Source organism: Pseudomonas sp. LB3P14 (genome assembly GCF_054898045.1).
In genome coordinates, this window is the sequence record NZ_CM142714.1 from 6,344,628 (window position 1) to 6,365,624 (window position 20,997).

Annotated in this window: 21 protein-coding genes; 8 read left to right on the forward strand and 13 right to left on the reverse strand. The window is 59.0% G+C overall.

Features of this window, described 5'->3' with window-relative positions; genetic code table 11:
* Positions 1 to 76 precede the first annotated feature (76 nt).
* Entirely contained in the window at positions 77 to 1,702 is a 1,626-nt protein-coding gene (locus tag ACYZT5_RS29085; RefSeq protein WP_462048431.1) for a methyl-accepting chemotaxis protein, read from the forward strand.
* Positions 1,703 to 1,764: 62 nt separating this feature from the next.
* Here ACYZT5_RS29085 and ACYZT5_RS29090 read toward each other — a convergent pair whose 3' ends face one another.
* The 5 genes from ACYZT5_RS29090 to ACYZT5_RS29110 all read right to left on the reverse strand — a co-directional run bounded on the left by ACYZT5_RS29090 (position 1,765) and on the right by ACYZT5_RS29110 (position 5,232).
* A complete protein-coding gene (locus ACYZT5_RS29090) occupies positions 1,765 to 2,163 on the reverse strand; it encodes an HvfA family oxazolone/thioamide-modified RiPP metallophore (protein ID WP_462048432.1) in 399 nt (132 codons plus the stop codon).
* Between the two features lie 331 nt (positions 2,164 to 2,494).
* Positions 2,495 to 3,793 carry an NAD(P)/FAD-dependent oxidoreductase gene (locus tag ACYZT5_RS29095; RefSeq protein ID WP_462048433.1) on the reverse strand — a complete coding sequence of 433 codons (1,299 nt, stop codon included), beginning with the start codon at positions 3,791 to 3,793 and terminating at the stop codon, positions 2,495 to 2,497.
* Positions 3,794 to 3,853: 60 nt separating this feature from the next.
* Positions 3,854 to 4,027 (reverse strand): DUF3094 domain-containing protein, encoded by a 174-nt coding sequence (locus ACYZT5_RS29100; protein WP_032830895.1) that lies wholly within the window; start codon positions 4,025 to 4,027, stop codon positions 3,854 to 3,856.
* Between the two features lie 54 nt (positions 4,028 to 4,081).
* On the reverse strand, positions 4,082 to 4,609 hold the full coding sequence (locus tag ACYZT5_RS29105) for an MOSC domain-containing protein (RefSeq protein WP_462048434.1): 528 nt from the start codon (positions 4,607 to 4,609) through the stop codon (positions 4,082 to 4,084).
* The gene (locus ACYZT5_RS29110) at positions 4,606 to 5,232 is read right to left on the reverse strand and encodes a DUF1780 domain-containing protein (protein WP_007970534.1); all 627 of its coding nucleotides are present in this window, start codon (positions 5,230 to 5,232) and stop codon (positions 4,606 to 4,608) included. The genes ACYZT5_RS29105 and ACYZT5_RS29110 overlap by 4 nt, the downstream gene beginning before the upstream one ends.
* A 252-nt stretch (positions 5,233 to 5,484) precedes the next feature.
* Here ACYZT5_RS29110 and ACYZT5_RS29115 point away from each other — a divergent pair, with 252 nt between their 5' ends.
* The 3 genes from ACYZT5_RS29115 to ACYZT5_RS29125 are packed head-to-tail and all read left to right on the forward strand — an operon-like array spanning position 5,485 to position 9,355.
* On the forward strand, positions 5,485 to 6,852 hold the full coding sequence (locus ACYZT5_RS29115; protein ID WP_462048435.1) for an aromatic acid/H+ symport family MFS transporter: 1,368 nt from the start codon (positions 5,485 to 5,487) through the stop codon (positions 6,850 to 6,852).
* Entirely contained in the window at positions 6,849 to 8,069 is a 1,221-nt protein-coding gene (locus tag ACYZT5_RS29120; RefSeq protein ID WP_462048436.1) for a benzoate/H(+) symporter BenE family transporter, read from the forward strand. Before ACYZT5_RS29115 ends, ACYZT5_RS29120 begins: the two co-directional genes overlap by 4 nt.
* 17 nt (positions 8,070 to 8,086) lie before the next feature.
* On the forward strand, positions 8,087 to 9,355 hold the full coding sequence (locus tag ACYZT5_RS29125; RefSeq protein WP_462048437.1) for an OprD family porin: 1,269 nt from the start codon (positions 8,087 to 8,089) through the stop codon (positions 9,353 to 9,355).
* An 8-nt stretch (positions 9,356 to 9,363) separates the two neighbouring features.
* On the opposite strand, the gene ACYZT5_RS29130 is transcribed toward ACYZT5_RS29125, so the two are convergent.
* Positions 9,364 to 9,606, reverse strand: a complete 243-nt coding sequence (locus ACYZT5_RS29130) for a DUF2790 domain-containing protein (protein ID WP_462048438.1) — start codon at positions 9,604 to 9,606, stop codon at positions 9,364 to 9,366.
* A gap of 121 nt (positions 9,607 to 9,727) precedes the next feature.
* Here ACYZT5_RS29130 and ACYZT5_RS29135 point away from each other — a divergent pair, with 121 nt between their 5' ends.
* Positions 9,728 to 10,660, forward strand: a complete 933-nt coding sequence (locus ACYZT5_RS29135) for a LysR family transcriptional regulator (protein WP_462048439.1) — start codon at positions 9,728 to 9,730, stop codon at positions 10,658 to 10,660.
* Between the two features lie 76 nt (positions 10,661 to 10,736).
* Positions 10,737 to 11,426, forward strand: coding sequence for an energy-coupling factor ABC transporter permease (locus tag ACYZT5_RS29140; protein ID WP_462048440.1), 690 nt, complete (start codon positions 10,737 to 10,739; stop codon positions 11,424 to 11,426).
* A 187-nt stretch (positions 11,427 to 11,613) separates the two neighbouring features.
* On the opposite strand, the gene yacG is transcribed toward ACYZT5_RS29140, so the two are convergent.
* Genes yacG through pilB form a run of 5 tightly spaced genes read right to left on the reverse strand, consistent with a single transcriptional unit; the run spans position 11,614 to position 16,225 of the window.
* Positions 11,614 to 11,814 (reverse strand): DNA gyrase inhibitor YacG, encoded by a 201-nt coding sequence (gene yacG / locus ACYZT5_RS29145; protein ID WP_462048441.1) that lies wholly within the window; start codon positions 11,812 to 11,814, stop codon positions 11,614 to 11,616.
* Complete coding sequence (coaE, locus tag ACYZT5_RS29150) at positions 11,811 to 12,434, reverse strand: dephospho-CoA kinase (RefSeq protein ID WP_462048442.1); 624 nt, start codon at positions 12,432 to 12,434, stop codon at positions 11,811 to 11,813. The genes yacG and coaE overlap by 4 nt, the downstream gene beginning before the upstream one ends.
* Positions 12,431 to 13,303: a prepilin peptidase gene (locus tag ACYZT5_RS29155; RefSeq protein WP_462048443.1), complete on the reverse strand. Its 873-nt coding sequence runs from the start codon at positions 13,301 to 13,303 to the stop codon at positions 12,431 to 12,433. Before ACYZT5_RS29155 ends, coaE begins: the two co-directional genes overlap by 4 nt.
* Position 13,304: 1 nt before the next feature.
* The gene (locus tag ACYZT5_RS29160) at positions 13,305 to 14,522 is read right to left on the reverse strand and encodes a type II secretion system F family protein (RefSeq protein WP_462048444.1); all 1,218 of its coding nucleotides are present in this window, start codon (positions 14,520 to 14,522) and stop codon (positions 13,305 to 13,307) included.
* Between the two features lie 2 nt (positions 14,523 to 14,524).
* The gene (pilB, locus tag ACYZT5_RS29165) at positions 14,525 to 16,225 is read right to left on the reverse strand and encodes a type IV-A pilus assembly ATPase PilB (protein WP_462048445.1); all 1,701 of its coding nucleotides are present in this window, start codon (positions 16,223 to 16,225) and stop codon (positions 14,525 to 14,527) included.
* A gap of 225 nt (positions 16,226 to 16,450) precedes the next feature.
* On the opposite strand from pilB, the gene ACYZT5_RS29170 reads away from it, so the two are divergent.
* Positions 16,451 to 16,861 carry a pilin gene (locus ACYZT5_RS29170; protein ID WP_462048446.1) on the forward strand — a complete coding sequence of 137 codons (411 nt, stop codon included), beginning with the start codon at positions 16,451 to 16,453 and terminating at the stop codon, positions 16,859 to 16,861.
* A 318-nt stretch (positions 16,862 to 17,179) separates the two neighbouring features.
* Positions 17,180 to 17,536: a BON domain-containing protein gene (locus ACYZT5_RS29175; RefSeq protein ID WP_462048447.1), complete on the forward strand. Its 357-nt coding sequence runs from the start codon at positions 17,180 to 17,182 to the stop codon at positions 17,534 to 17,536.
* A 161-nt stretch (positions 17,537 to 17,697) separates the two neighbouring features.
* On the opposite strand, the gene ACYZT5_RS29180 is transcribed toward ACYZT5_RS29175, so the two are convergent.
* Both ACYZT5_RS29180 and ACYZT5_RS29185 read right to left on the reverse strand, forming a co-directional pair.
* Positions 17,698 to 17,994, reverse strand: a complete 297-nt coding sequence (locus ACYZT5_RS29180) for a DUF2845 domain-containing protein (RefSeq protein ID WP_462052327.1) — start codon at positions 17,992 to 17,994, stop codon at positions 17,698 to 17,700.
* On the reverse strand, positions 17,994 to 20,945 hold the full coding sequence (locus ACYZT5_RS29185; protein ID WP_462048448.1) for a DUF748 domain-containing protein: 2,952 nt from the start codon (positions 20,943 to 20,945) through the stop codon (positions 17,994 to 17,996). The genes ACYZT5_RS29180 and ACYZT5_RS29185 overlap by 1 nt, the downstream gene beginning before the upstream one ends.
* Positions 20,946 to 20,997 lie beyond the last annotated feature (52 nt).

The following is a 20,997-nucleotide window of genomic DNA, read 5'->3' on the forward strand; positions in this document are numbered from 1 at the left end:
CAACTTGCCGATAACGAGCTAACGGGGCGCAGACTGGGCCTCCACTTCAAGCCAACAAAAAGAAAAGGCGCTCGTTATGTTTCTTCGTCAGTTAAATATTGCCCCGCGTGCCGCATTGGGTTTCGCCTTGATCGCGGTGTTGGTGGCGTTGCTCGGGATTTTTGCGCTGGGACAAATGTCGAGCATTCGCGACAGCGAGGTGGCGGTGGAGAAGCAATGGCTGCCGAGCATTCGCGGTGGTGACGAGATCCGCGAAATTATGTTGCGCATCCGTACTATTTCCCTGCGCATGGCCCTGGATCAGGATCCGAAGAACATTCCTGTCTACCGTGGCCAGATGGACACCCGCGATAAAGAATTGAGCGAAAAGATTGCGGCTTATGACAAGTTGGTCAACACCGCAGAAGGCAAGGCCTTGTATGACCAGTTCAAAACCACCTTCGCGGCTTATCGTGCCGGCATTGCCCAATCTTTTTCCCTGGCCGAACAGGGTCGTCATGACGAATTGACCAAGTTGCTGCTGGTAGACATGAAAACCGTGGTCGATGGTTCCGGCAAACAGCTCACTGACCTGGCGGATCTGTTCGCCAAACAAGTCGCCGCCGAGAGCCAGAAATCTGAAGCGCATTACGAAACATCGCGGATGATCGTCAGCCTGTTTATCGCGTTGGCGGCGTTGGCCACTGTCGCCCTGGCCATGCTGCTGACCCGCAGCATCGTCAAGCCGTTGAGCGAAGCGTTGAATGCCGCGGAAAACGTGGCACGAGGCGACTTGACTCGCCCCATCGAAACCCATGGCAACGATGAAGTGAGTCGCTTGCTCAAGGCGTTGGCGACCATGCAACACAACCTGCGTGAAACCTTGCAAGGTATCAGCGGTTCGGCGGCGCAATTGACGACAGCGGCTGACGAGTTGAATGCGGTCACGCTCGACAGCACGCAGAACCTGCAACAGCAGAACAACGAAATCGAACAAGCCGCGACGGCGGTCACTGAAATGACTACCGCGGTGGAGGAGGTTGCCCGCAACGCGGTGTCTACCTCCGACGCCACGCGCCAATCCAGTGAGTCCGCGCACGCGGGCCAGGAGCGGGTCAGTGAAACGGTTAGCGCCATTGGCGCACTCGCCAGCGATGTGCAGATCACTGGCGGGTTGGTGCAGTCCCTGGCCAACCAGTCTCAGGACATCGGCAAGGTACTGGATGTAATTCGTGCGATTGCCGAGCAAACCAACTTGCTGGCCCTCAACGCTGCCATTGAAGCGGCGCGCGCCGGGGAGAGCGGTCGAGGTTTCGCGGTGGTTGCCGACGAAGTTCGAGCCTTGGCTTATCGCACGCAGCAATCGACTCAGGAAATCGAGCAAATGGTTCAGGGCATGCGCAACGGCTCAACTCAGGCGCTGGATTCCATGCAAGCCAGCTCAACCCGTGCGGCCAGTACATTGGCCCTGGCCGAACGCGCAGGCGAAGCGTTGCAGACCATTACCGCGTCAGTACACCAGATCCACGAGCGCAACCTGGTGATCGCCAGCGCCGCCGAAGAACAGGCGCAGGTGGCGCGTGAAGTGGATCGCAATCTGGTGAATATTCGCGACCTTTCGGTGCGTTCCGCCACCGGGGCGGATCAGACCAGCGCGTCCAGCCATGAGCTATCACAACTGGCTAATGCCTTGCAGGGCATGGTGCGGCGCTTCCAGCTTTAAATGTTCCAGACGCAAAAAAACCGCGCTTCTCGATGGAGAAGCGCGGTTTGGATCTCGGAAACTTAGGCGCCGTCTTGGTCTTTCAGGTGCTCGAACAAACCTTTTGGCATTTTCTTGCCATTGGCTTCGTAGTTGGCTTTCACGTTATCGAAGGCCTCTTGTTCGTCGATGAAGCCATCATGGTTGGTGTCGATCTTGTCGAAATTGGACTTTGGCGCGACTTTCAGGAATTCCGCACGGGACACCTTGCCGTCGCTATCAGTGTCGGTTTTTGCCATCGACGCATCGCCACACTTACCTTCGCCACATTTGCCTTCAGGGGTTTTCACGACCTGTTCGGCCGAGGCCAGCAGGTAGCCCTGAGTCAGCGGTTGCGAGGCGAACACCGAGCCGGACAACATCATGCCACCGGCCAAAACTGCGCCGAGCAGACCAATAGTGTTTTTGGTGGTACGGGACATTTCAATACTCCTGGGTTGCACGACACAACCGTTCGATAAAGGACGCCACGTAAGTGCGGCGATAACCGTAGCGGGCGAGTTGCCTTGCTCGGATGTGGCCATTTAAAGGGCGGGGTGTATCGCTACTGTGTCGCGCAAGGGGGGAGTTTGTAAGCGAAGGGGATGAAACGGGGGGAGAGATACAGTGAGACACACAAGTGCAAGATAGTGGGGCCGAGGTGCCTCTTTCGCGGGCAAGCCTCGCTCCCACAGATCGGTGGTGACCTTGTAGGAGCGAGCGGTGCGGCGATCCGACTTGCCCGCGAAGAGGCCCTAATGGACGCTGAAGATCTTAATGCAGTTTGAGCCGCGGCTCAGTCCCGCGCCCGATCTTGCTGCCCAACATCAGCATCGCCGTGCGGAACGCGCCATACAGCGCCATCTGGTGCATGCGATACAGCGACACGTAAAACATCCGCGCCAGCCAACCCTCAAGCATCACGCTACCGGTGAGGTTGCCCATCAAGTTACCCACAGCCGAAAAACGCGACAGCGAGATCAGCGAGCCGTAGTCGGTGTATGTGTACGCCGGCAGAGGCTTGCCTTCGATCCGCAGCTTCAGCGATTTGGCCAGCAACGAAGCCTGCTGATGCGCGGCCTGGGCGCGCGGCGGTACATTGCGATCGGTGCCCGGCTGCGGGCAGGCCGCGCAGTCACCGAAGGCGAAGATGTTTTCGTCGCGGGTGGTTTGCAGGGTCGGCAGCACTTGCAGCTGATTGATCCGGTTGGTCTCCAGACCATCGATGTCCTTGAGGAAGCCCGGTGCCCGAATCCCGGCCGCCCAGACTTTCAGGCTGGCGTTGATGACTTTGCCATCGGCGGTCATCAGGCTGTCGGCTGTCACTTCACTGACCGCAGCATTAGTCATTACGTTAACGCCGAGTTTCTCCAGGGTTTTATGCACCGGCCCGCCGATGCGTTCCGGCAGCGCTGGCAACACCCGTGGCCCGGCTTCGATCAAGGTAATGTGCATGTTTTCCGGTTTGATCCGGTCCAGGCCGTAAGCCGCCAGTTCATGGGCGGCGTTGTGCAGTTCGGCAGCCAGTTCGACCCCGGTGGCGCCGGCGCCGACGATGGCCACGCTGATCTGCTCGACCTTGTCGGTCTGTCCGGCATGGGCGCGCAGGTAGTGGTTGAGCAGTTGTTGGTGGAAACGCTCGGCCTGTTTGCGGGTGTCGAGGAACAGGCAGTGTTGCGCCGCGCCCTGAGTACCGAAATCGTTGGTGGTGCTGCCGACTGCGATCACCAGCGAGTCGTAACCCACTTCGCGCGCCGGGACCAATTCAATGCCGGCTTCGTCGTAGGTGGCGGCCAGCTGGATTTTCTTCTGTGCGCGATCAAGCCCGCTCATGCGCCCCAGCTGGAACTCGAAGTGGTTCCATTTTGCTTGGGCAACATAGTTGAGTTCGTCTTCGGAAGAGTTCAGGGAACCTGCCGCCACTTCGTGCAACAGCGGTTTCCAGATGTGGGTCAGGTTCGCGTCGACCAGCATCACACTGGCCGTGCCGCGCTTGCCCAGAGTCTTACCCAGACGGGTAGCCAACTCCAGACCGCCGGCGCCGCCGCCAACGATGACAATACGATGAGTCATGGGGATATCTCGCAAGGCTAAAAGAAATCGGTGCAGTCAACCGAGCGAGCGCGAAGCAGCTCATAGCGTCAGGTAACTGATAAGTCGGCTCAACAGGCCTAAACCAATGGTCACTGCCAACACCACCACCAGGAGCATCCACGGCCGGAAAGGCCGGCGCTCGACTCGGTGCTGGGACAGGTGCAGGTACTCTTCGACATGCTTTTGGTCGTCGGGGTTCAGGCGGCTGGTCATATTGGGCCTCGTCAGGGGTAGACGTTGCTGAATGTGTAGAAGCTACAGGCTGATTTAACGAACGTTGAACGGAGCATAGCCGCTGTCTGGAACAGGCTCGACGCTCACCGTATCGTCCAGGCGAATGATTCCACTTTGTAACACTCGGGCGGTGATTCCGCCATGTCCGCGAACGGCCTGAAAGGTCCCGGGGCCGAGGTTATTCTCGAGGCGGGCGCAGGGCTGGCACCAGCCCGTAGTTTCGAAAATCGCCTGGCCGATCTTGAAGCGTCGGCCTTTGAGACTGAACAAATTGATGCCGCTGATGACCAGGTTGCGCCGCAAATCATGCGCCAACACCGGTTGATCGACCGGGCGGCCCATCAGCGCATTGATCACCGCCAGATGCTCCCATTGAATCAGCGTTACCTGCCGTGCATTGCGCGCGCCGGGACGCGCGTGATCACCGGTCAAACCGGCTTCAAGCCGCGCCTCCACGGCATCGAGTTCGAGCATCTGAGAACGTGATTGCGGTCGCACGCCGATCCAGCGGACCTGGCCCTGTTGCGGCACTTCGGCAATCAGTTCCTGCAACGGACTCACAGGCTGATCCCGACATCGAAAACAATGCTGCGGCCCAGGTTGCTGCGCAGGAAATCCGGTGCGTCCGGGTGCGCGAACAGCACACGGGCGAAAGTTGGACCGACCAGCGACAACGAGCGCCAGCCCTGGCGCAGGTATTCGGTCGGCGGTGGGAAATGGCTGTTGAGGTCCAGCACTTCGCGCTTGAGGCTGGCGAAGGCGATGATGTCCAGTTCGCCCAGGTCCATGCCACGCTCTTTGTAGTTGTGCGCTTTTTTGCGCAAGGTCGGCGCCAGTCTCAGCAGAAATTCATTGGCCGGGATGCGCCGGGGTTTGGCCTCGCGGCGTACCAGCTGACTCAGGGAAAATGCGCTGCGCCGGCGTTGCAGCTCATCGCGCCATTCGTCGTTGAGGCGTCGGCCTTCATCGAGCACGAAAAACACTTCGAAACTGGCGTCACGAAACAGCACGTCCGGCGGCTCCCCGGCCGGGGCGAATTCGTCGGCGCGATAGGGAATGTTCAGGCCTTGCAGCAGGCGCTGACAGACCCAACGCTCACGCTCCCATTTGCGGGCATTGGACAGGAACGCGTTGGCTTGCTCGGCCGCGATGGTCAGCAGGCGTAAATAATCTGAGTCATCCATAGGCCCAAGCTTAGCGTTCAAATGCGATCGCAAAGAAGACAGTTTATCGGAGAAGGTCAGAACTGCCGGATTTGCGGCGCGCCATGCCCGCGACAAGCCTCATCCCGCGCCCGTTTCAGGGCCCTGCACAAAACGGATAGCGATCTGCGCTACGCGGATATTGCCCCGCGCCTGGCAACTTTACCCTCGGCTGTACGGACGTTAGCCGCGTTACCGACGCTCTTAAAAAAACAACAACAAGAGATAGATGCCATGCGCAAGATTGACGTACATGAGGTTATCGACAACGCACGATTCAACCGCTTCCACTGGATGGTGCTGTTTTGGTGTGCCCTGATTATCATTTTCGACGGTTACGATTTGGTGATCTACGGCGTGGTGCTGCCGATGCTGATGAAAGAGTGGGGGCTCAGTCCCCTGCAAGCGGGCGCACTGGGCAGCTATGCACTGTTCGGCATGATGTTCGGCGCGCTGTTTTTCGGCCCGCTCTCGGACAAGATTGGCCGCAAAAAAACCATTACGATCTGCGTGATGCTCTTCAGCGGTTTTACCGTGCTCAACGGTTTTGCCAGTAACCCGACCGAGTTTGGCCTCTGCCGGTTCATTGCCGGGCTCGGCATTGGCGGGGTGATGCCCAACGTTGTGGCGCTGATGAATGAGTACGCGCCGAAGAAGATCCGCAGCACGCTGGTGGCGATCATGTTCAGCGGCTATTCAGTGGGCGGCATGCTCTCGGCGGGGCTCGGTATCGTGCTGATTCCGAGTTTTGGCTGGCAATCGGTGTTTTACGTGGCGATGATGCCGTTGCTGTTGTTGCCGTTGATCATGTACTTCCTGCCCGAGTCGGTGGGTTTCATGCTGCGTCAGGGGCGCAATGCAGAGGCGCGCAACATTCTGGAACGGATTGATCCGGCTTACGTCTCACACGCCAGCGATCAGTTGCACATGAGCGAAGTGAAGGGCACCGGCACCCCCGTGTTGCAACTGTTCCGCGAGGGTCGTGCGCTGCGCACGCTGATGCTGTGGCTGGCGTTCTTCTGCTGCCTGCTGATGGTCTACGCCTTGAGTTCCTGGCTGCCAAAACTGATGGCCAACGCCGGTTACAGCCTGGGCTCGAGTTTGTCGTTCCTGCTGGTGCTCAACTTCGGCGCCATTTTTGGCGCGGTCGGCGGCGGTGTGCTGGGGGACAAACTCAACCTGCCGCGGGTGTTGGCGGTGTTCTTCGCTGTGGCTGCCGTGTCGATCACCTTGCTGGGATTCAACAGCCCGATGCCGCTGTTGTACCTGCTGATCGCCATTGCTGGCGCCACCACCATCGGCTCGCAGATTCTGCTGTACGCCTGCGCCGCGCAGTTCTACTCCATGACCATTCGTTCCACCGGACTGGGCTGGGCGTCGGGCATCGGGCGCAACGGCGCCATCGTCGGGCCGCTGCTGGGCGGTGCCTTGCTGGGAATCAGCCTGCCGCTGCAACTGAATTTCATGGCGTTTGCCTTGCCGGGTGCCGTGGCCGCCGTCGCCATGACGGTGTTCGCCATCAGCAGCCGGCGCAGCACCAAACAAGCGCTCTCGGGCCTGCGCCACGGTTCGCCCGACGGATCTGTCGGCGACGTTTCATGAAAGCGTTGGTCCGGGACTTTTCCCTGTCTGCAGCCGTCGCCGGATTTATCGCCACGGTGATTTCCTACGCAGGCCCGTTGGTGATCATCTTTCAGGCCGCTGAGACCGCGCACCTCTCGCGGGAGGTGTTGTCTTCCTGGGTCTGGGCGATATCCATCGGCAGCGCCGTGCTCGGCATTGGTCTGAGCCTGCGTTACCGCGTCCCGGTGATCATCGCGTGGTCGGCGCCAGGTTCGGCCTTGCTGGTGGCGCTGTTGCCGGGGATCTCCATGCCGGAGGCGGTGGGTGCTTACCTGGTCAGCAGCCTGATTGTCTTTCTGGTCGGGGTCTCGGGGGCGTTTGACCGGATCATCAGCAAACTGCCGGCGGCGATTGCGGCAGCGATGCTGGCGGGGATTCTGTTCAGCTTCGGCACCGGGTTGTTCGTCTCGTTGCAGGGCAAGCCGCTGCTGGTACTGGCGATGTTTGCCACGTACCTGATCTGCAAGCGGGTGATGCCGCGTTATGCGGTGTTGATGGTGCTGCTGGTGGGCTGCTCCATCGCCTTTTTCGTCGGAGATTTGCACAGCGACGCGTTGGTGATCGGCTTGGCCACGCCGGTATGGATCACGCCCGCGTTCAGCCTGAGCGCGACCCTGAATATCGCCTTGCCTCTGGTGATGGTGGCGCTGACCGGCCAGTTTGTTCCCGGCATGGCGGTGCTGCGTGCCAGCGGTTACCCAACGCCGGCAAGCCCGATCATCGCCAGCAGTGCGCTGGGCACGGCGCTGTTGGCACCGTTCGGTTGCCATGGGCTGAACCTCGCGGCGATTACCGCAGCCATTTGTACCGGGCGCGAGGCCCATGAAGATCCCGACAAACGCTATGTGGCCGGGGTTGTAGGCGGGCTGTGTTACCTGGTGCTGGGGGTCTTCGGTGCCACTCTCGTTTCACTGTTTTCGGCGTTCCCCAAAGAGCTGATCGCGGCCCTGGCCGGGCTGGCGCTGTTCGCCGCGATTGCCGGGGCGTTGGCCGGCGCAATGGCCGTGCCGAGTGACCGCGAAGCCGCGTTGGTGACCTTTCTGACCACCGCGTCGGGCATGTCGTTGTTGGGTTTGTCCGCCGCTTTTTGGGGGCTGATTTTCGGCATGGTCACCCACGTGTTGTTAAACGCCCGTCGTCCCGTTCCTCGCAGCGAATCCGCTGCGGCTGAAGCACTTCAACCTGTCGATCAATAAAAATAAGAGAAAAAACGATGAAACAAATTCTTCCAACAACCGGTTCAGTGTTGTCCATGGCGGTCGTCTCGAGTTTCTCCGCCGGTGCGATGGCGGCCGAGGGCGGCTTCATCGAAGACACCACCGCCTCCTTGCAAGCACGCAATTACTACTTCAGCCGGGACTTTTCCGACATCGTCGGTGCGAACAAACAGTCGAAGGCAGAAGAGTGGGCGCAGGGCTTCATTCTCAACGTCAAATCCGGTTACACCCAGGGCCCCGTCGGTTTTGGTGTGGATGTCATTGGCCTGCTCGGCCTCAAACTCGACAGCAGCCCGGATCGGGTCAATACCGGTTTGCTGCCGGTGCAGGATGACGGGCGTGCGGCAAATGATTACAGCCGTCTGGAAGGCGCGTTGAAGGTGCGTTACTCCAAAACCGAACTGAAGGTGGGTGAGTTGCAACCCAACCTGCCAGTACTGGCCTTCAGCGATATCCGGCTGCTGCCGCCCAGCTATCAAGGCGCAAGCATCAGCTCGAACGAGATCAATGGCCTGACGGTGCAGGGCGGTCACTTGAGTTCGACCAGCCTGCGCAACGAGGCCGGCGACGAAAAGATGCAAGCCATGCTCGGTCATGTACCGCAGCGTCAGGTCAGCAGTGATGGCTTCAACTTTGCCGGAGCCGACTACGCCTTCAACGATAAACGCAGCTCGGTCAGCGCCTGGTTCGGGCAACTGGAAGATATCTACAACCAGCGCTTTCTCGGCTTCAAGCACAGCCAGCCGTTGGGCAACTGGACCCTGGGCGCCAACCTTGGTTATTACGATTCGCGCGAAGACGGCAAAAAATTGTTGGGCAACATCGACAACCAGGCGTTCTTCTCTTTGCTGTCGGCCAAGCGCGGCGGGCACACGTTTTATGTCGGCTATCAGGGCATGTTCGGCGACAGCGCCTTCCCGCGAGTCTTTGCCAACATCTCACCGCTGGGCAACGAGGTGCCGACCTACGAGTTTGCCTACACCGATGAGCGCTCCTGGCAGGCGCGTTACGACTACGATTTCGCGGCCCTCGGCGTGCCGGGGCTGACCAGTACCGTGCGCTACATCACCGGCAACAATGTCGACACCGGCCAAGGGTTTGAGGGCAAGGACCGCGAGCGTGATCTCGATCTCGGCTATGTGCTGCAGAGTGGCAGCCTCAAAGGCCTTGGGATTCGCGTGCGCAACGCGATGGCGCGCTCCAACTACCGCAGTGACATCGACGAGAACCGTTTGATCCTCAGTTATACGTGGACGTTGCTATGAAGCAGCGATCACAGGTTGCTCATGCAGTTACCCATCACCTGATACGTCACGCGATGAGTCTGGCCCTGATGATCGATGTAGACCATGGTGGCTGGCACAACGTCGCAGGCCGTTGCGGTGTCTGTCACTGAAACCACTTCGGCGATGTCCAGCGGCTGTGCCGGGTTGTAACGGGTGGCCGCTGGCTCGTTGCCGGCGGCCATGGCCGAGGTGGCGACAACGGTCAGAAACAGGCTGATCAGGGTTTTCATTTTTCTGTGCTCCGTGTTGATTCCGATACCTGAATTCTAGTCTTTGCCCGCGACCGATAAAGGGGCCAGCGCCTGATGCAGCCTTACATGAAACGTAACAGTCACCGCCCCCGGAGGGCCTATGGATTTGCTCAATAACTTGCGGGTGTTCGTCCGCGTGGTGGACTGCGCAAGTTTCACCGCCGCCGCCGACGCGCTGAACCTGTCGACCGCGCAAGTGTCGCGACTGGTGGCGGATCTGGAGCAGCATGTGCAAGCTCGCTTGCTGCAACGCACCACGCGGCGATTGAGCCTGACCGAGGCCGGTGAACGATTCCTGCTGCGCAGTCGGCAAATACTCGAAGAAATGGAGGAGGCAACGGCTGAGGCCCGCGGCGCCCATCTCAAACCGAGTGGACGGCTGCGAGTTCACAGCATGAATGGCCTGGGCGTGTTGATCACGCCGTTGATCGCCCGCTACAGCGAGCTTTACCCCGATGTGGTGTTCGAGCTGACTCTGTCGCAGCGCAATCCCGATCCGCTGGAGGAAGGGCACGATGTGGTGATTTCGATTGCCCATGAACTGGCCGATTCGCAATTGGTCGCCCAGACCATCGGGCAGATTTACAGCGTGCCCTGCGCCTCCCCGCAATACCTGCAACGGCGTGGCGTGCCGCACACACCGATGGCGCTGAACGATCATCAGTGCCTGCGTATGCTCGACCCGTTGTACAGCGATGAATGGGTGTTCCAGGACGAAGAGGGCGAGCAGGCCGTCAGCCCGGCCAAAACTTTTCAGTGCAATGTCGCCGAGTCGATGGTCAAAGCGTCGGAAGCCGGCATGGGGATCAGCCTGATTCCGTTCTACACCGCGACGCGCCCCTTGAGCGATGGCACCTTGTTGCGCTTGCTGCCGGCCTGGCGCCCCCGTCAGCGCAATGTGTATGCGCTGTACCCGTCGCGGCGCTTTCTCGATGCCAAGGTCCGGACCTGGGTGGACTTTCTCAAGACCGAATTACCCAAACTATTCGCTGAACACGAGGCGGTGATGAACGATCCACGGCATTGGGCCTGAAGTCGAAGGGCGTGCGAAGGGCGGTGTAGACTGAGGGCCTGTTCTCTTTCGGCAAGACAAGGGAGTGTGCCCAGCCATGATCGGCGCCGAGTTACTGTCACCGGAAACCCTCACGACGGGGTGGTTGATCTACGTATCAGTGCTGATCTGGGCCGTTGCGCGAGCACCGTGGGTCGAACTGGTCAGCGACAGCCGCCGCCAGCATCTGTTGTTCGGTACGGTGTTCGCGCTGTTCATGCTCTGGCTGGTGCGACAAGACTTCGACACCGGCGTGTCCTACCACTTAATCGGCATGACCGCCGTCACCCTGTTGCTCGACTGGCCGCTGGCAATTGTCGGCGGGTTGGTCGCGCAAGCGGGATTAGTGCTGCTCGGGCGACAAGATCTGGCGGCGATGGGGGTCAACGGCGCGCTGCTGATTCTGCTGCCGGTGCTGATCACCGAATGCTGCGCGATCCTGGTGGAGCGAGCGCAGCCGCGTAATCCCTTTGTGTATATCTTCGTGTCCGGTTTTTTTGCAGCGGCGCTGTCCGCGTTGCTGTGCCTGCTGTTGGCGCTGTGGTTGCTGTGGTTCGACGAACGTTTCGCCATGCCGTATTGGCTGGAAGATTTTGTCGGTTATCTGTGGCTACTGATTTTCCCGGAAGCATTTATCAATGGCATGGTGGTCAGCGCGCTGGTGGTGTTTTGCCCTGAGTGGCTGGAGACCTTCAATCGCACGCGCTACCTTTCGGCGCCCTGGAAAGACGACGATCCCAAATCTTGATCCACATCAAATCCAAAAATCGCTCACGAATCCATGCTCGGGAAAACCTTAAGGAGCATCGAAATGAGTGTCTACGGTGCAACAGAGCAAGGCGGTGCGCAGCGCCGAAGACCTGGCCGATGAGTTGCGTTTTCTTGCGGAAAACCTCGATGACAGCCAGGACTACGGTTTAATGCGGCCTTGAAGATCAGTGACGCGGGTCAAAGTCTTCGCTGAACAGGTCGTCTTCGGCATCCGGGCTCACCGGAATCTTGTGTTCTTCCGATGCCCAGGCGCCCAGGTCAATCAGTTTGCAACGGTCCGAACAGAATGGCCGGAATTTGCTCTCGGGGCTCCATTCAACAGGGGCGCCGCAGGTTGGGCATTCGACGGTTGGGGTTTGGCTCATGACTGGCCTCCACGCAAAGTAAGGTAAAAGTGATGCAGGCGTTCGACCTCGCTGTGCAGCCAGGCGAGGTCGCGGTCGTTGACCACCACCTCGTCGGCATGGCTCACGCGGTCCTGTCGGCTGGACTGGGCCTTGAGGATCGCCTGGACTTGTTGCTCGCTGGTCTGGTCACGCTGCAGGGTGCGCTCGATCTGTAGCTGTTCCGGGGCATCGATGACCAGGACCCGTTGGACCATGGCGTACTGCCCGGACTCGATCAGCAGCGGCGAAACCAGAATGGCGTAAGGCGATTGTGCCTTGGCCAGATGATCGGCGATTTCCTTGGCGATCAGCGGATGCAGTAGCGCTTCGAGCCAGCGGCGTTCGTCTGGCACTTCGAAGATCAGTTTACGCAACGCAGCGCGATCCAGTTGCCCGTCGGCTTGCAATACGCCGGGGCCGAAGTGTTCGGCGATCGTTGCCAGCGCCGGGCGCCCCGGTTCCACCACCCAACGCGCCGCATGATCAGCGTCCACTACGTGCACGCCCAGGTCGAGGAAGTGCTGTGCAGCCGCGCTTTTGCCGCTGCCGATGCCGCCGGTCAGGCCGAGAATCCAGGGTTTTTCCACAGGGGTATTCATTTCAAACCGACAAACTGCCAATAGAAGTCGGTTATTTGACCACCCCAGAGCAAGGCAATCCAGCCGGCAATCGCCAGAAAGGGCCCGAAGGGGATCGGTGTCGACGCTTTCGCGTTGCGCAGGCGCAGTAAAATCACCCCGATGATCGCCCCCACGAGCGATGACAGCAGGATAGTCAGGGGCAGAATCTGCCAGCCACCCCAGGCCCCGAGCATTGCCAATAACTTGAAATCGCCGTGGCCGATGCCGTCCTTGCCGGTAATCAGCTTGAACAGCCAGAACACCGACCACAACGCCATATAGCCGGCCACCGCGCCCCACACTGCGTCATGCAGGGACACGAAGAGCTCGAAGCTGTTGACGATCAGCCCCAGCCATATGAGTGGCAGCACCAGCACATCAGGCAGCAGTTGGTGCTCGGCATCGATCAGGCTCATCGTCAGCAACCCCCAGCCCAGGACCAGCGCCATGCAGGCCTGCCAGCCGAAACCGAAATGCCACGCGATCAGCGCCGAGAGCAGACCGCACGCCAGTTCGGTCAGCGGGTAGCGTTTGCTGATCGCTGCCGCGCAGTTAGAGCACCGACCCCGTAAAAACAGATAACTGAGCAGCGGAATATTTTCCCAGGCGCGGATTCGATGGCCGCAATGAGGGCACTGGGAATGGGGCAGCATCAAGTTGAAGGTCGGCAGCGGTGTCTCGCTTGGCAAGCCCAAAACGTCCCGGGCCTCCTGGCGCCATTCGCGGTCAAGCATTTTTGGCAGGCGCCAGATCACCACATTGAGAAAGCTGCCAATCAGCAAGCCGACCAACATCGCTGCGATCAAGAAGGCCATCGGGTAGAGGGTCAGAATGTCGTTCAAGGGCATGTCAGATCGCTGAGCCGAGTTGGAAGATGGGCAGGTACATCGCAACCACCAGGCCACCGACGATAACACCCAGCACCACCATGATGAACGGCTCCATCAGGCTGGTGAGGTTATCAACCATGTTGTCCACTTCGTCCTCGTAGAAGCTCGCGACTTTGTCGAGCATGTCGTCCAGCGCGCCGGACTCTTCGCCAATGGCGGTCATCTGAATCGCCATGCTGGGAAAGATGCCGGAGGTGCGCATGGAAAAATTCAGCTGCATACCGGTGGATACGTCCTGCTTGATACGCAGCACCGCACGCTTGAATACGATGTTGCCTGTCGCGCCGGCCACTGAATCCAGGGCTTCCACCAGCGGCACCCCGGCGGCGAAGGTGGTCGACAGTGTGCGGGCGTAACGGGCCACGGCAGACTTGTACATCAGCGTGCCAATCAACGGCAGTTTCAGTAACCAGGTGTCCATCCAGTCCCGAAAGCCCTGCGACGTTTTAAAGGCGTGGCGCACGCCGAAGATCACCGCGATCAGTACGCCGAGCAACATCCACCACCACGTCTGCATGAACTCCGACAAGCCAATGACCATCACAGTGAAAGCCGGCAATTCGGCGCCAAACCCTTTGAATACCGATTCGAACTGCGGCACCACTTTGACCAGCAGAATCCCGGACACAATGATCGCAATGACCACCACTGCCAGCGGGTAGGTCATGGCTTTCTTGATCTTGGCCTTGAGGCTTTCGCTCTTTTCCTTATAGGTAGCCACTCTCTCCAACAGAGTATCGAGGGCGCCAGCCTGCTCGCCGGCATCGACCAGGTTGCAGTAGAGCTCATCGAAGTATTGGGGCTTTTTGCGCAGGGACGCGGCGAAGCTGTTACCCGCCGCGACTTCCTGTTTTACCTCTTCTATCAGTGTGCGCATGGCCGGGTTATCAAAGCCTTCACCAATGATGTCGAAGGACTGCAAAAGCGGTACACCGGCTTTCATCATGGTCGCCATCTGCCGGGTGAACAGGGCAATGTCCCGGGCCTTGATGCGCTTGCCCATGTTGAAAATCGAGGTGGACTTCTTGCGTACCTTGCCGGGGTTGATGCCCTGCTTGCGCAACTGGGCCTTGATCAACGCCGGGTTCTGACCGCTCAACTCACCCGTCACTTTGGTGCCTTTGCGGTCTGTACCTTCCCAGGCGTAGACGCTGATTTTTGCTGCTTTGACCGCCATATTCAGTCCTTGGTGACCCGGTTGATTTCTTCAAGGCTGGTGATGCCTTGCATGGCCTTGAGCAGGCCCGACGTACGCAGGTCGTTGAAGCCGTCTTTGCGCATCTGACTGTCGATTTCCAGTGAATTGCCTTCGGCCATGATCAGCCGTTGCAGGTCCGGTGTGTTCTTCACCACTTCATAAATCCCGACTCGGCCTTTGTAACCGCCATTGCACTGATCGCAACCGACGGGCTCATAGATCGTGAACGAGCCGATGCGTTCCTCGGGGAAGCCTTCTTTGAGTAGCGCCTCACGGGGAATCTCGATGGGTTTCTTGCAATGGCTGCACAGCTTGCGTGCCAGGCGCTGGGCAATGATCAGGCTGATCGAGGTGGCAATGTTGAACCCGGGGATGCCCATGTTGTGCAGGCGAGTGAGGGTTTCGGCGGCGCTGTTGGTGTGCAGGGTCGACAGCACCAGATGCCCGGTCTGGGCGGCCTTGATGGCGATTTCGGCGGTTTCGAGGTCGCGGATCTCACCGACCATGATCACGTCCGGGTCCTGTCGCAGAAATGAGCGCAGTGCCTGGGCGAAGTCCATTCCCTGTTTGGGATTGACGTTGACCTGGTTGATGCCTTCCATGTTGATCTCCACCGGGTCTTCGGCGGTGGAGATGTTGATGTCCACGGTATTGAGAATGTTCAGCCCGGTGTAGAGCGACACGGTTTTGCCCGAACCGGTGGGCCCGGTCACCAGAATCATCCCCTGTGGCTGCTTGAGGGCGGCCATGTACAGGTCTTTCTGGTCGGGCTCATAGCCGAGGGCGTCGATGCCCATTTGAGCGCTGGACGGGTCGAGGATCCGGATTACCACTTTCTCGCCCCACAGGGTCGGTAGGGTGTTGACCCGGAAGTCTATGGATTTGCTCTTGGACAGGCGCATTTTGATCCGCCCGTCCTGGGGCCGGCGCCGTTCGGAGATGTCGAGGCTGGCCATGACTTTCAGCCGCGCGGCGATGCGATTGGCCAGTTGAATCGGTGGTTTGGCTACTTCACGCAAAAGTCCGTCGGTACGCACCCGCACGCGGTAGGTTTTTTCATAGGGTTCGAAATGCAGGTCGGAAGAGCCGCTCTTGATAGCATCGAGCAACATCTTGTGGACAAAGCGCACCACCGGCGCGTCATCGGCATCCTGGCCGGCGATGGCTTCCAGTTTGTCGTCATCGATCGACTCGATGTCCACACCATCAAGGTCGACATCGGCCATGTCTTCCATGCCGGCGCCTTGGGTATCGAAGAATTTTTCGATGGCGTCGCTGAGTTTGTCCTCCTCCACCAGGATGGCTTCAGTGTTCAGCCCGGTGCTGAACTGGATGTCATTGATGGCTTGCTGATTGGTCGGGTCGGAAACCCCCACGAACAACTTGTTGCCGCGCCGCCAGAGGGGCAGGGCATGGTGCTGACGGAGCAGTTTCTCGCTGACCAGTCCCTTGGGCTGGGTCTCCTTGTTCAGGCAGTTGAGGTCCAGCAAGGCCATGCCAAAGTGTTCCGAGGCAATCTCGGCCACCTGGCGGCTTTGCACCAGTTTGCTCTGCACCAGGTAAGTCACCAGGGAGATGCGATTGCGTAGGGCTTGCTGATACGCCTGTTGCGCGCTTTTATCAGTGAGCAGCTCGGCCAGGACTAATTGCTTGGCCAGACCGCTAAGGGCGATGTCATTCATGGGGATACCGGACGCAGACAGTTCATGACTTATAGCCTAGTCAAGCAGCGGAACCAAACCAGCACTGCTCAGGTGACAAAAAGTGTCAGATAGTGCGGATCCTGGGGGTAGGAAAGGGCTTTGTGTTGGCCTCGTGCCCCTATAACAGGGGGCGAAGGGCTTGGCATGGGCTGTGCTGCGGCTAATTCAGATCATGAGATTTCGACTCATGCATGGAGCTTGTCTATGAATACTCAAAAAGGTTTTACCCTGATCGAACTGTTGATCGTGGTGGCGATCATCGGGATTCTGGCGACGGTTGCGCTGCCGCAGTATTCGAAGTATCAATCGCGGGCGAAGGTCACCGCCGGTCTTGCTGAAATATCGGCATTGAAGGTCCCCTACGAAGACATTATGAATCAAGGCACCGTCCCCACCCTCGCTCTGCTCGGCGTTAGCGCGACCACAGGCAATTGCACGATTGCGGTGGCGGGCAACATCACTTCTGGTGTTGGCAGTATTGGCTGCACGATCCTCAATGCAAACGGTCAGGTGGCCGGCAAGACCATCACGCTTTCGCGCGCGCTGGCCGGTGGCTGGACTTGCGCCTCAACGGTACTCAAAGAGTACGCGCCTACGGGTTGCCCTGGCGTCTAATCCATCGCCAAGTCTGTCCCATGCCCCGCCTTTCACGACGCGGAGCATTTTTTTGTCCGTCATTTGGGGAGCGATTCAAATAATCAAGAAAACCCCAACAATTCATGGCCTTAGGCCTGTGCTAAAACCCGCAACTTGCATGTACATAATTTCGAAGTCATGCATTTTGCATGATTCCGAAAATCAGTTGATTTGGTAAGTTATTGTTTTATAAGCATTTATTTCTCGTCTCAAAGTTGGCACAGCGTTCGCAATATCTCTGGTAACCCTGCTGACAAGACACGCAGCAGACTTTATAGAAAAACAGGAGTTACTCGTATGAAGAAGTTCGCTATCGCCGCCGCTACTGCTACCGCGCTGACCCTGACCATGGCCAACGCAGCTTTTGCACAGACCACCCAAACCACCCAGGCCCCGATGACTCTGGCGGCTGGTGAAATGACCAAGGCCACGGAAGCTACTTCCGATACTTGGATCACTACCAAAGTCAAAAGTGACTTGGTGACCGAAAAAGGCATTCCTGGTACCGACATTAAAGTCGAAACCAACAAAGGCGTCGTGTCCCTGTCGTCCACCGTTGCGGTGACAGACGCTCAGAAAGCCACCGCTGTGGCCATCACCAAGAAAATCAAAGGCGTCAAGGCGGTCTCCGCTGACGGCCTGAAAGCCGAGTAAGGCAAGGCTTCTCGCCTGGACTGGGAGAAGGCGTGGTAGGCGGGCCGAGTAATACGTCTGCCGCCTCTGGAGAGTTCATGCGAAAGGCCATAAGGATGTGGCCATTACAGGCCCCGGCATTCGTGTCGGGGCCTGTTCTATTTGGCAAACGCAAAAGATCTTCAGTTGCCGCGCTTGCTGGTGATCTGCCTCAAACGATTACCTTCAAAACGCAGGTACTGATACATTCCGCCGTTGGGCCCGTAGGTCCATTCCTCGACCTGAAATTCTTCCCGCCGGTTAGCGCTGCGCTTGTAGCCCAACAGATCGCGGCTGACTGGTTCACCGCATTTCTGCAGCACTTCACTGGACCTGTCCCCGACACTGACCAATTGACTGCCGCAGCGCAGGGTATCGGCTGCCGAGACCTGACTGGCGGCCATCGCCAGTGCCAGGCTCATCAACCATTTCGCGCCCATCATTCGGCATCCAGATGCATCGGCGTAACCACCCGGCCGTCACTTTGCGCTTCGCCGAGGTTAGCGTCGATGAAGTACACGCGGTCATCGGCCAACTGACCCTTGTCGACCAGATAGTCCTTGATGCTGCTGGCGCGTTCCTGGCCCAGCTGGCGTAAGAGAACGTCGCTGGAACTCCAGAATTTGATCACGTCTGCGCGCATCTTCGCCGTGCGTTCTTCCTTGCCCAGGTCTTTCCATTCGGCGGGCGGCTGCGCCTTCAGGCGCGTGCGGTAGATCCCTTCCAGCAGCGGACTTTTCTCGCTGTCCGGCACTTGCACCAACGAAGCCTGGGCCGGCACCTTGTCACCGCGGCGCTGGAGCATTTTGTAGTAGTTGTATTGGTATTCGCGCTCAAGCCGCTGCTCAGCAATCAACGGGCCGTCGCTGCTTGCGGCAGCAGTGCCTTCGATTTCCAGGCGCAAGGCTGGACGTCCCTTGAGGGCCTGGGACAGTTTGACCAGCGAACCCTCGGCATCCTTGCTCAGGTCGCTTGAACCTGGCGCAAACGAGACAGTGCCCAAATCTTCCGAACCACCGCCACTGACCAGCCCGCCAATCATTTTGAACGGCGCCGCGGCGGCTTTGACGATCAGATTGCGCAGGGTCTGCCAGATGATGGGCATGACGCTGAACTGCGGGTTGTTCAGGTCGCCGGTCACCGGCAGCTCAATGGAGATTTTGCCGTCGACGTCCTTGAGCAACGCGATCGCCAGTTTCAGCGGCAGGCTCACGGCGTCTGGACTGTCGACTTTCTCACCCAGTTGCAGCTGCTCGACCACCACTTTGTTTTCGGCCTTGAGCTGGCCCTTGGTGATCAGGTAATGCAGGTCGAGATTGAGTCGGCCCTTGCGGATGCGATAGCCGGCGAACTTGCCGGAGTAGGGCGTCAGCGTGGTCAGTTCAACACGTTTGAAACTGGTGGCGATGTCGAGGCTGGCCATCGGGTCGAACGGATTGACCGAGCCCTTGATGGTCACCGGCGCATAGCGGTCGACCTTGCCCTTGATATCGACACTGGCCGGTTTCGCCTGACGGCTGTCGATAGTGCCAATTTGCCCGTTGAGCTGCTGGACGGCGGTGGCGAAGTTCGGGGTCAGGCTGAAGTCGGCGAAGTTGGCCGAGCCGTCATTGATGGCAATGCCGCCAATGTGGATGCCCAGCGGCTTTTCCTTGCTGGCAGGTTTAGCCGCCGCGGTCTTGGCACCGGAGTCGGGCGGTTGCGGGATCAGCAAGTCATCGACGTTAGTGGTGCGGTCATCATTGATCATGAAGCGCACATAAGGCTGGAACAGGTTGACCTTGTCGATCGACAGGCTGTCGCCGTGTTGATAATTCAAGCCTTCGAGCACCAACTGCTGCCACTTGAGGAAGTCGCGGGTTTTGAGGGTGTCGAGGGTATGCAGTTGATCGACCTGAGCGCGGCCTGTGACGCTGAACGCCAGTGGCTCGGTGCTTTTCAGATCGACCGCCAGATCACTGCCGAGCATGCCGCTGCGCAGTTCCAGGCGAATGAACGGGTTGATGTAGGACTGGGCAACGCGCAGGTCGATGTCCTTGGTCTGCACGTTTAACTTGGCGCTGACCGGGGCGAGATTGACTACGCCGTCTGCCGTGATTTTGCCTTGCTTGCCCAGGCCCGTATCGAGCTTGAGGTTAAAAGGCGAGCCATTGAGGCTGTCGAAATTCTGCAGGTCCAGGTTCAGCGGGCCGACGTCCAGCGCCACGGCGGGTTGCGCCTTGCGGTCGGCCAGATGCACCTGGTAATCACGCACTTGCACGTCTTTGAGCAGCACCTGCCAAGGTTTGCTTGGCGGCGCCGGCTCAGGCTTTGGTGAGTCGGCGGCTGCCGGGGTGCTGGCCGGTTCGGCGTTGGCTTTGGCGGCCGGTTTGGAGGGTTGGCTGGCGAACAGTTTCTGCCAATCGAGTTGCCCGTCGGCTTCGAGGGCGGCCCAGGTCTCCAGTTTTTGGCTGCGGATCTTGCCGACGACCACTTGCTGCTTGGCCAGGTCTACGGTCGTTTCACTGATGTCCAGCCGTGCAAGCTTCGCCAGCGGTCGACCGTCCGGAGCCTTGATGTTGAAGGGGGCGATGCTGACGGCGACATTGCTCAGCAGCAGTTCGGTTTCTTTGGACAGGTTCAGCTTGTAATCGGTGTTCAGGTTCAGGGTGCCGTTTTCCAGATCCAGCGGAACCGAGTCGCGCACGTAAGGCCACCAGACTTTCATGTTGGCATCGGTGACTTTCAACTTACCTTCGGAGGCAATCGGGATCAGGCTGAAATTACCGCTCCAGTCGATTTGTCCGCCAGCTGGACCGACAGCCACCAGGGTCATGGCGGCGTTATCTTCTGGCAGGGTGCTGAGGTTCTTCAGTTCGAAATCGAGCTTGTCGTAGAGGAATTCGATGGGCTCGCTAGGGCGCGCATCCTGGAAGTGCACATAGCCATCGGCCAGTTTGATGCGCTCCACGCGTAGCGGGAACGGTTTAGCGTTCGGGTCGGCCGGGGTCGGCTCGCTGGCGGGTAATTTGAACAGGCCGAGCAGATTGAGTTTGCCGTCCTTGCCGAAGAGGATTTCGGTCTTGGGTTTGTCTATTTCGATATCGGACAGGTGCAGCGCCTTGGTCCAGAGGCTGTCGATCTGTAGATTGGCATACAGCCGCTCGAAGCCGACCTGCTCCTTGCCCGGATCGCCGATGATCAAGCCCCACAGGGTCACTTCAAGGCTGAACGGGTTGAGTTCGATCCGCGAAATCGTAGCGGGCGTCGTCGCGTAACTGGCCAATTGTTGGTTGGCCACCCGCAACGCGATGCCCGGCAAAATCAGAAACCCCAGCAGGCTGTAGAGGGCTAGAGCAGTCAACAGAGCGCCAATAGCGCGAATCAATCCTTTGGGCATGTGCGGCTTCATCTGTCTGAATCGGAGTGCGTTGGAGTATGGCACGCGTTTCCGGTTCCGAAGG

Coding starts and splice junctions, on each gene's coding strand:
- ACYZT5_RS29085 (WP_462048431.1), top strand. CDS start 77: ATGTTTCTTCGTCAGTTAAATATTGCCCCGCGTGCCGCATTGGGTTTC.
- ACYZT5_RS29090 (WP_462048432.1), bottom strand. CDS start 2,163: ATGTCCCGTACCACCAAAAACACTATTGGTCTGCTCGGCGCAGTTTTG.
- ACYZT5_RS29095 (WP_462048433.1), bottom strand. CDS start 3,793: ATGACTCATCGTATTGTCATCGTTGGCGGCGGCGCCGGCGGTCTGGAG.
- ACYZT5_RS29100 (WP_032830895.1), bottom strand. CDS start 4,027: ATGACCAGCCGCCTGAACCCCGACGACCAAAAGCATGTCGAAGAGTAC.
- ACYZT5_RS29110 (WP_007970534.1), bottom strand. CDS start 5,232: ATGGATGACTCAGATTATTTACGCCTGCTGACCATCGCGGCCGAGCAA.
- ACYZT5_RS29115 (WP_462048435.1), top strand. CDS start 5,485: ATGCGCAAGATTGACGTACATGAGGTTATCGACAACGCACGATTCAAC.
- ACYZT5_RS29120 (WP_462048436.1), top strand. CDS start 6,849: ATGAAAGCGTTGGTCCGGGACTTTTCCCTGTCTGCAGCCGTCGCCGGA.
- ACYZT5_RS29125 (WP_462048437.1), top strand. CDS start 8,087: ATGAAACAAATTCTTCCAACAACCGGTTCAGTGTTGTCCATGGCGGTC.
- ACYZT5_RS29130 (WP_462048438.1), bottom strand. CDS start 9,606: ATGAAAACCCTGATCAGCCTGTTTCTGACCGTTGTCGCCACCTCGGCC.
- ACYZT5_RS29135 (WP_462048439.1), top strand. CDS start 9,728: ATGGATTTGCTCAATAACTTGCGGGTGTTCGTCCGCGTGGTGGACTGC.
- ACYZT5_RS29140 (WP_462048440.1), top strand. CDS start 10,737: ATGATCGGCGCCGAGTTACTGTCACCGGAAACCCTCACGACGGGGTGG.
- yacG (WP_462048441.1), bottom strand. CDS start 11,814: ATGAGCCAAACCCCAACCGTCGAATGCCCAACCTGCGGCGCCCCTGTT.
- coaE (WP_462048442.1), bottom strand. CDS start 12,434: ATGAATACCCCTGTGGAAAAACCCTGGATTCTCGGCCTGACCGGCGGC.
- ACYZT5_RS29155 (WP_462048443.1), bottom strand. CDS start 13,303: ATGCCCTTGAACGACATTCTGACCCTCTACCCGATGGCCTTCTTGATC.
- ACYZT5_RS29160 (WP_462048444.1), bottom strand. CDS start 14,522: ATGGCGGTCAAAGCAGCAAAAATCAGCGTCTACGCCTGGGAAGGTACA.
- pilB (WP_462048445.1), bottom strand. CDS start 16,225: ATGAATGACATCGCCCTTAGCGGTCTGGCCAAGCAATTAGTCCTGGCC.
- ACYZT5_RS29170 (WP_462048446.1), top strand. CDS start 16,451: ATGAATACTCAAAAAGGTTTTACCCTGATCGAACTGTTGATCGTGGTG.
- ACYZT5_RS29175 (WP_462048447.1), top strand. CDS start 17,180: ATGAAGAAGTTCGCTATCGCCGCCGCTACTGCTACCGCGCTGACCCTG.
- ACYZT5_RS29180 (WP_462052327.1), bottom strand. CDS start 17,994: ATGGGCGCGAAATGGTTGATGAGCCTGGCACTGGCGATGGCCGCCAGT.
- ACYZT5_RS29185 (WP_462048448.1), bottom strand. CDS start 20,945: ATGAAGCCGCACATGCCCAAAGGATTGATTCGCGCTATTGGCGCTCTG.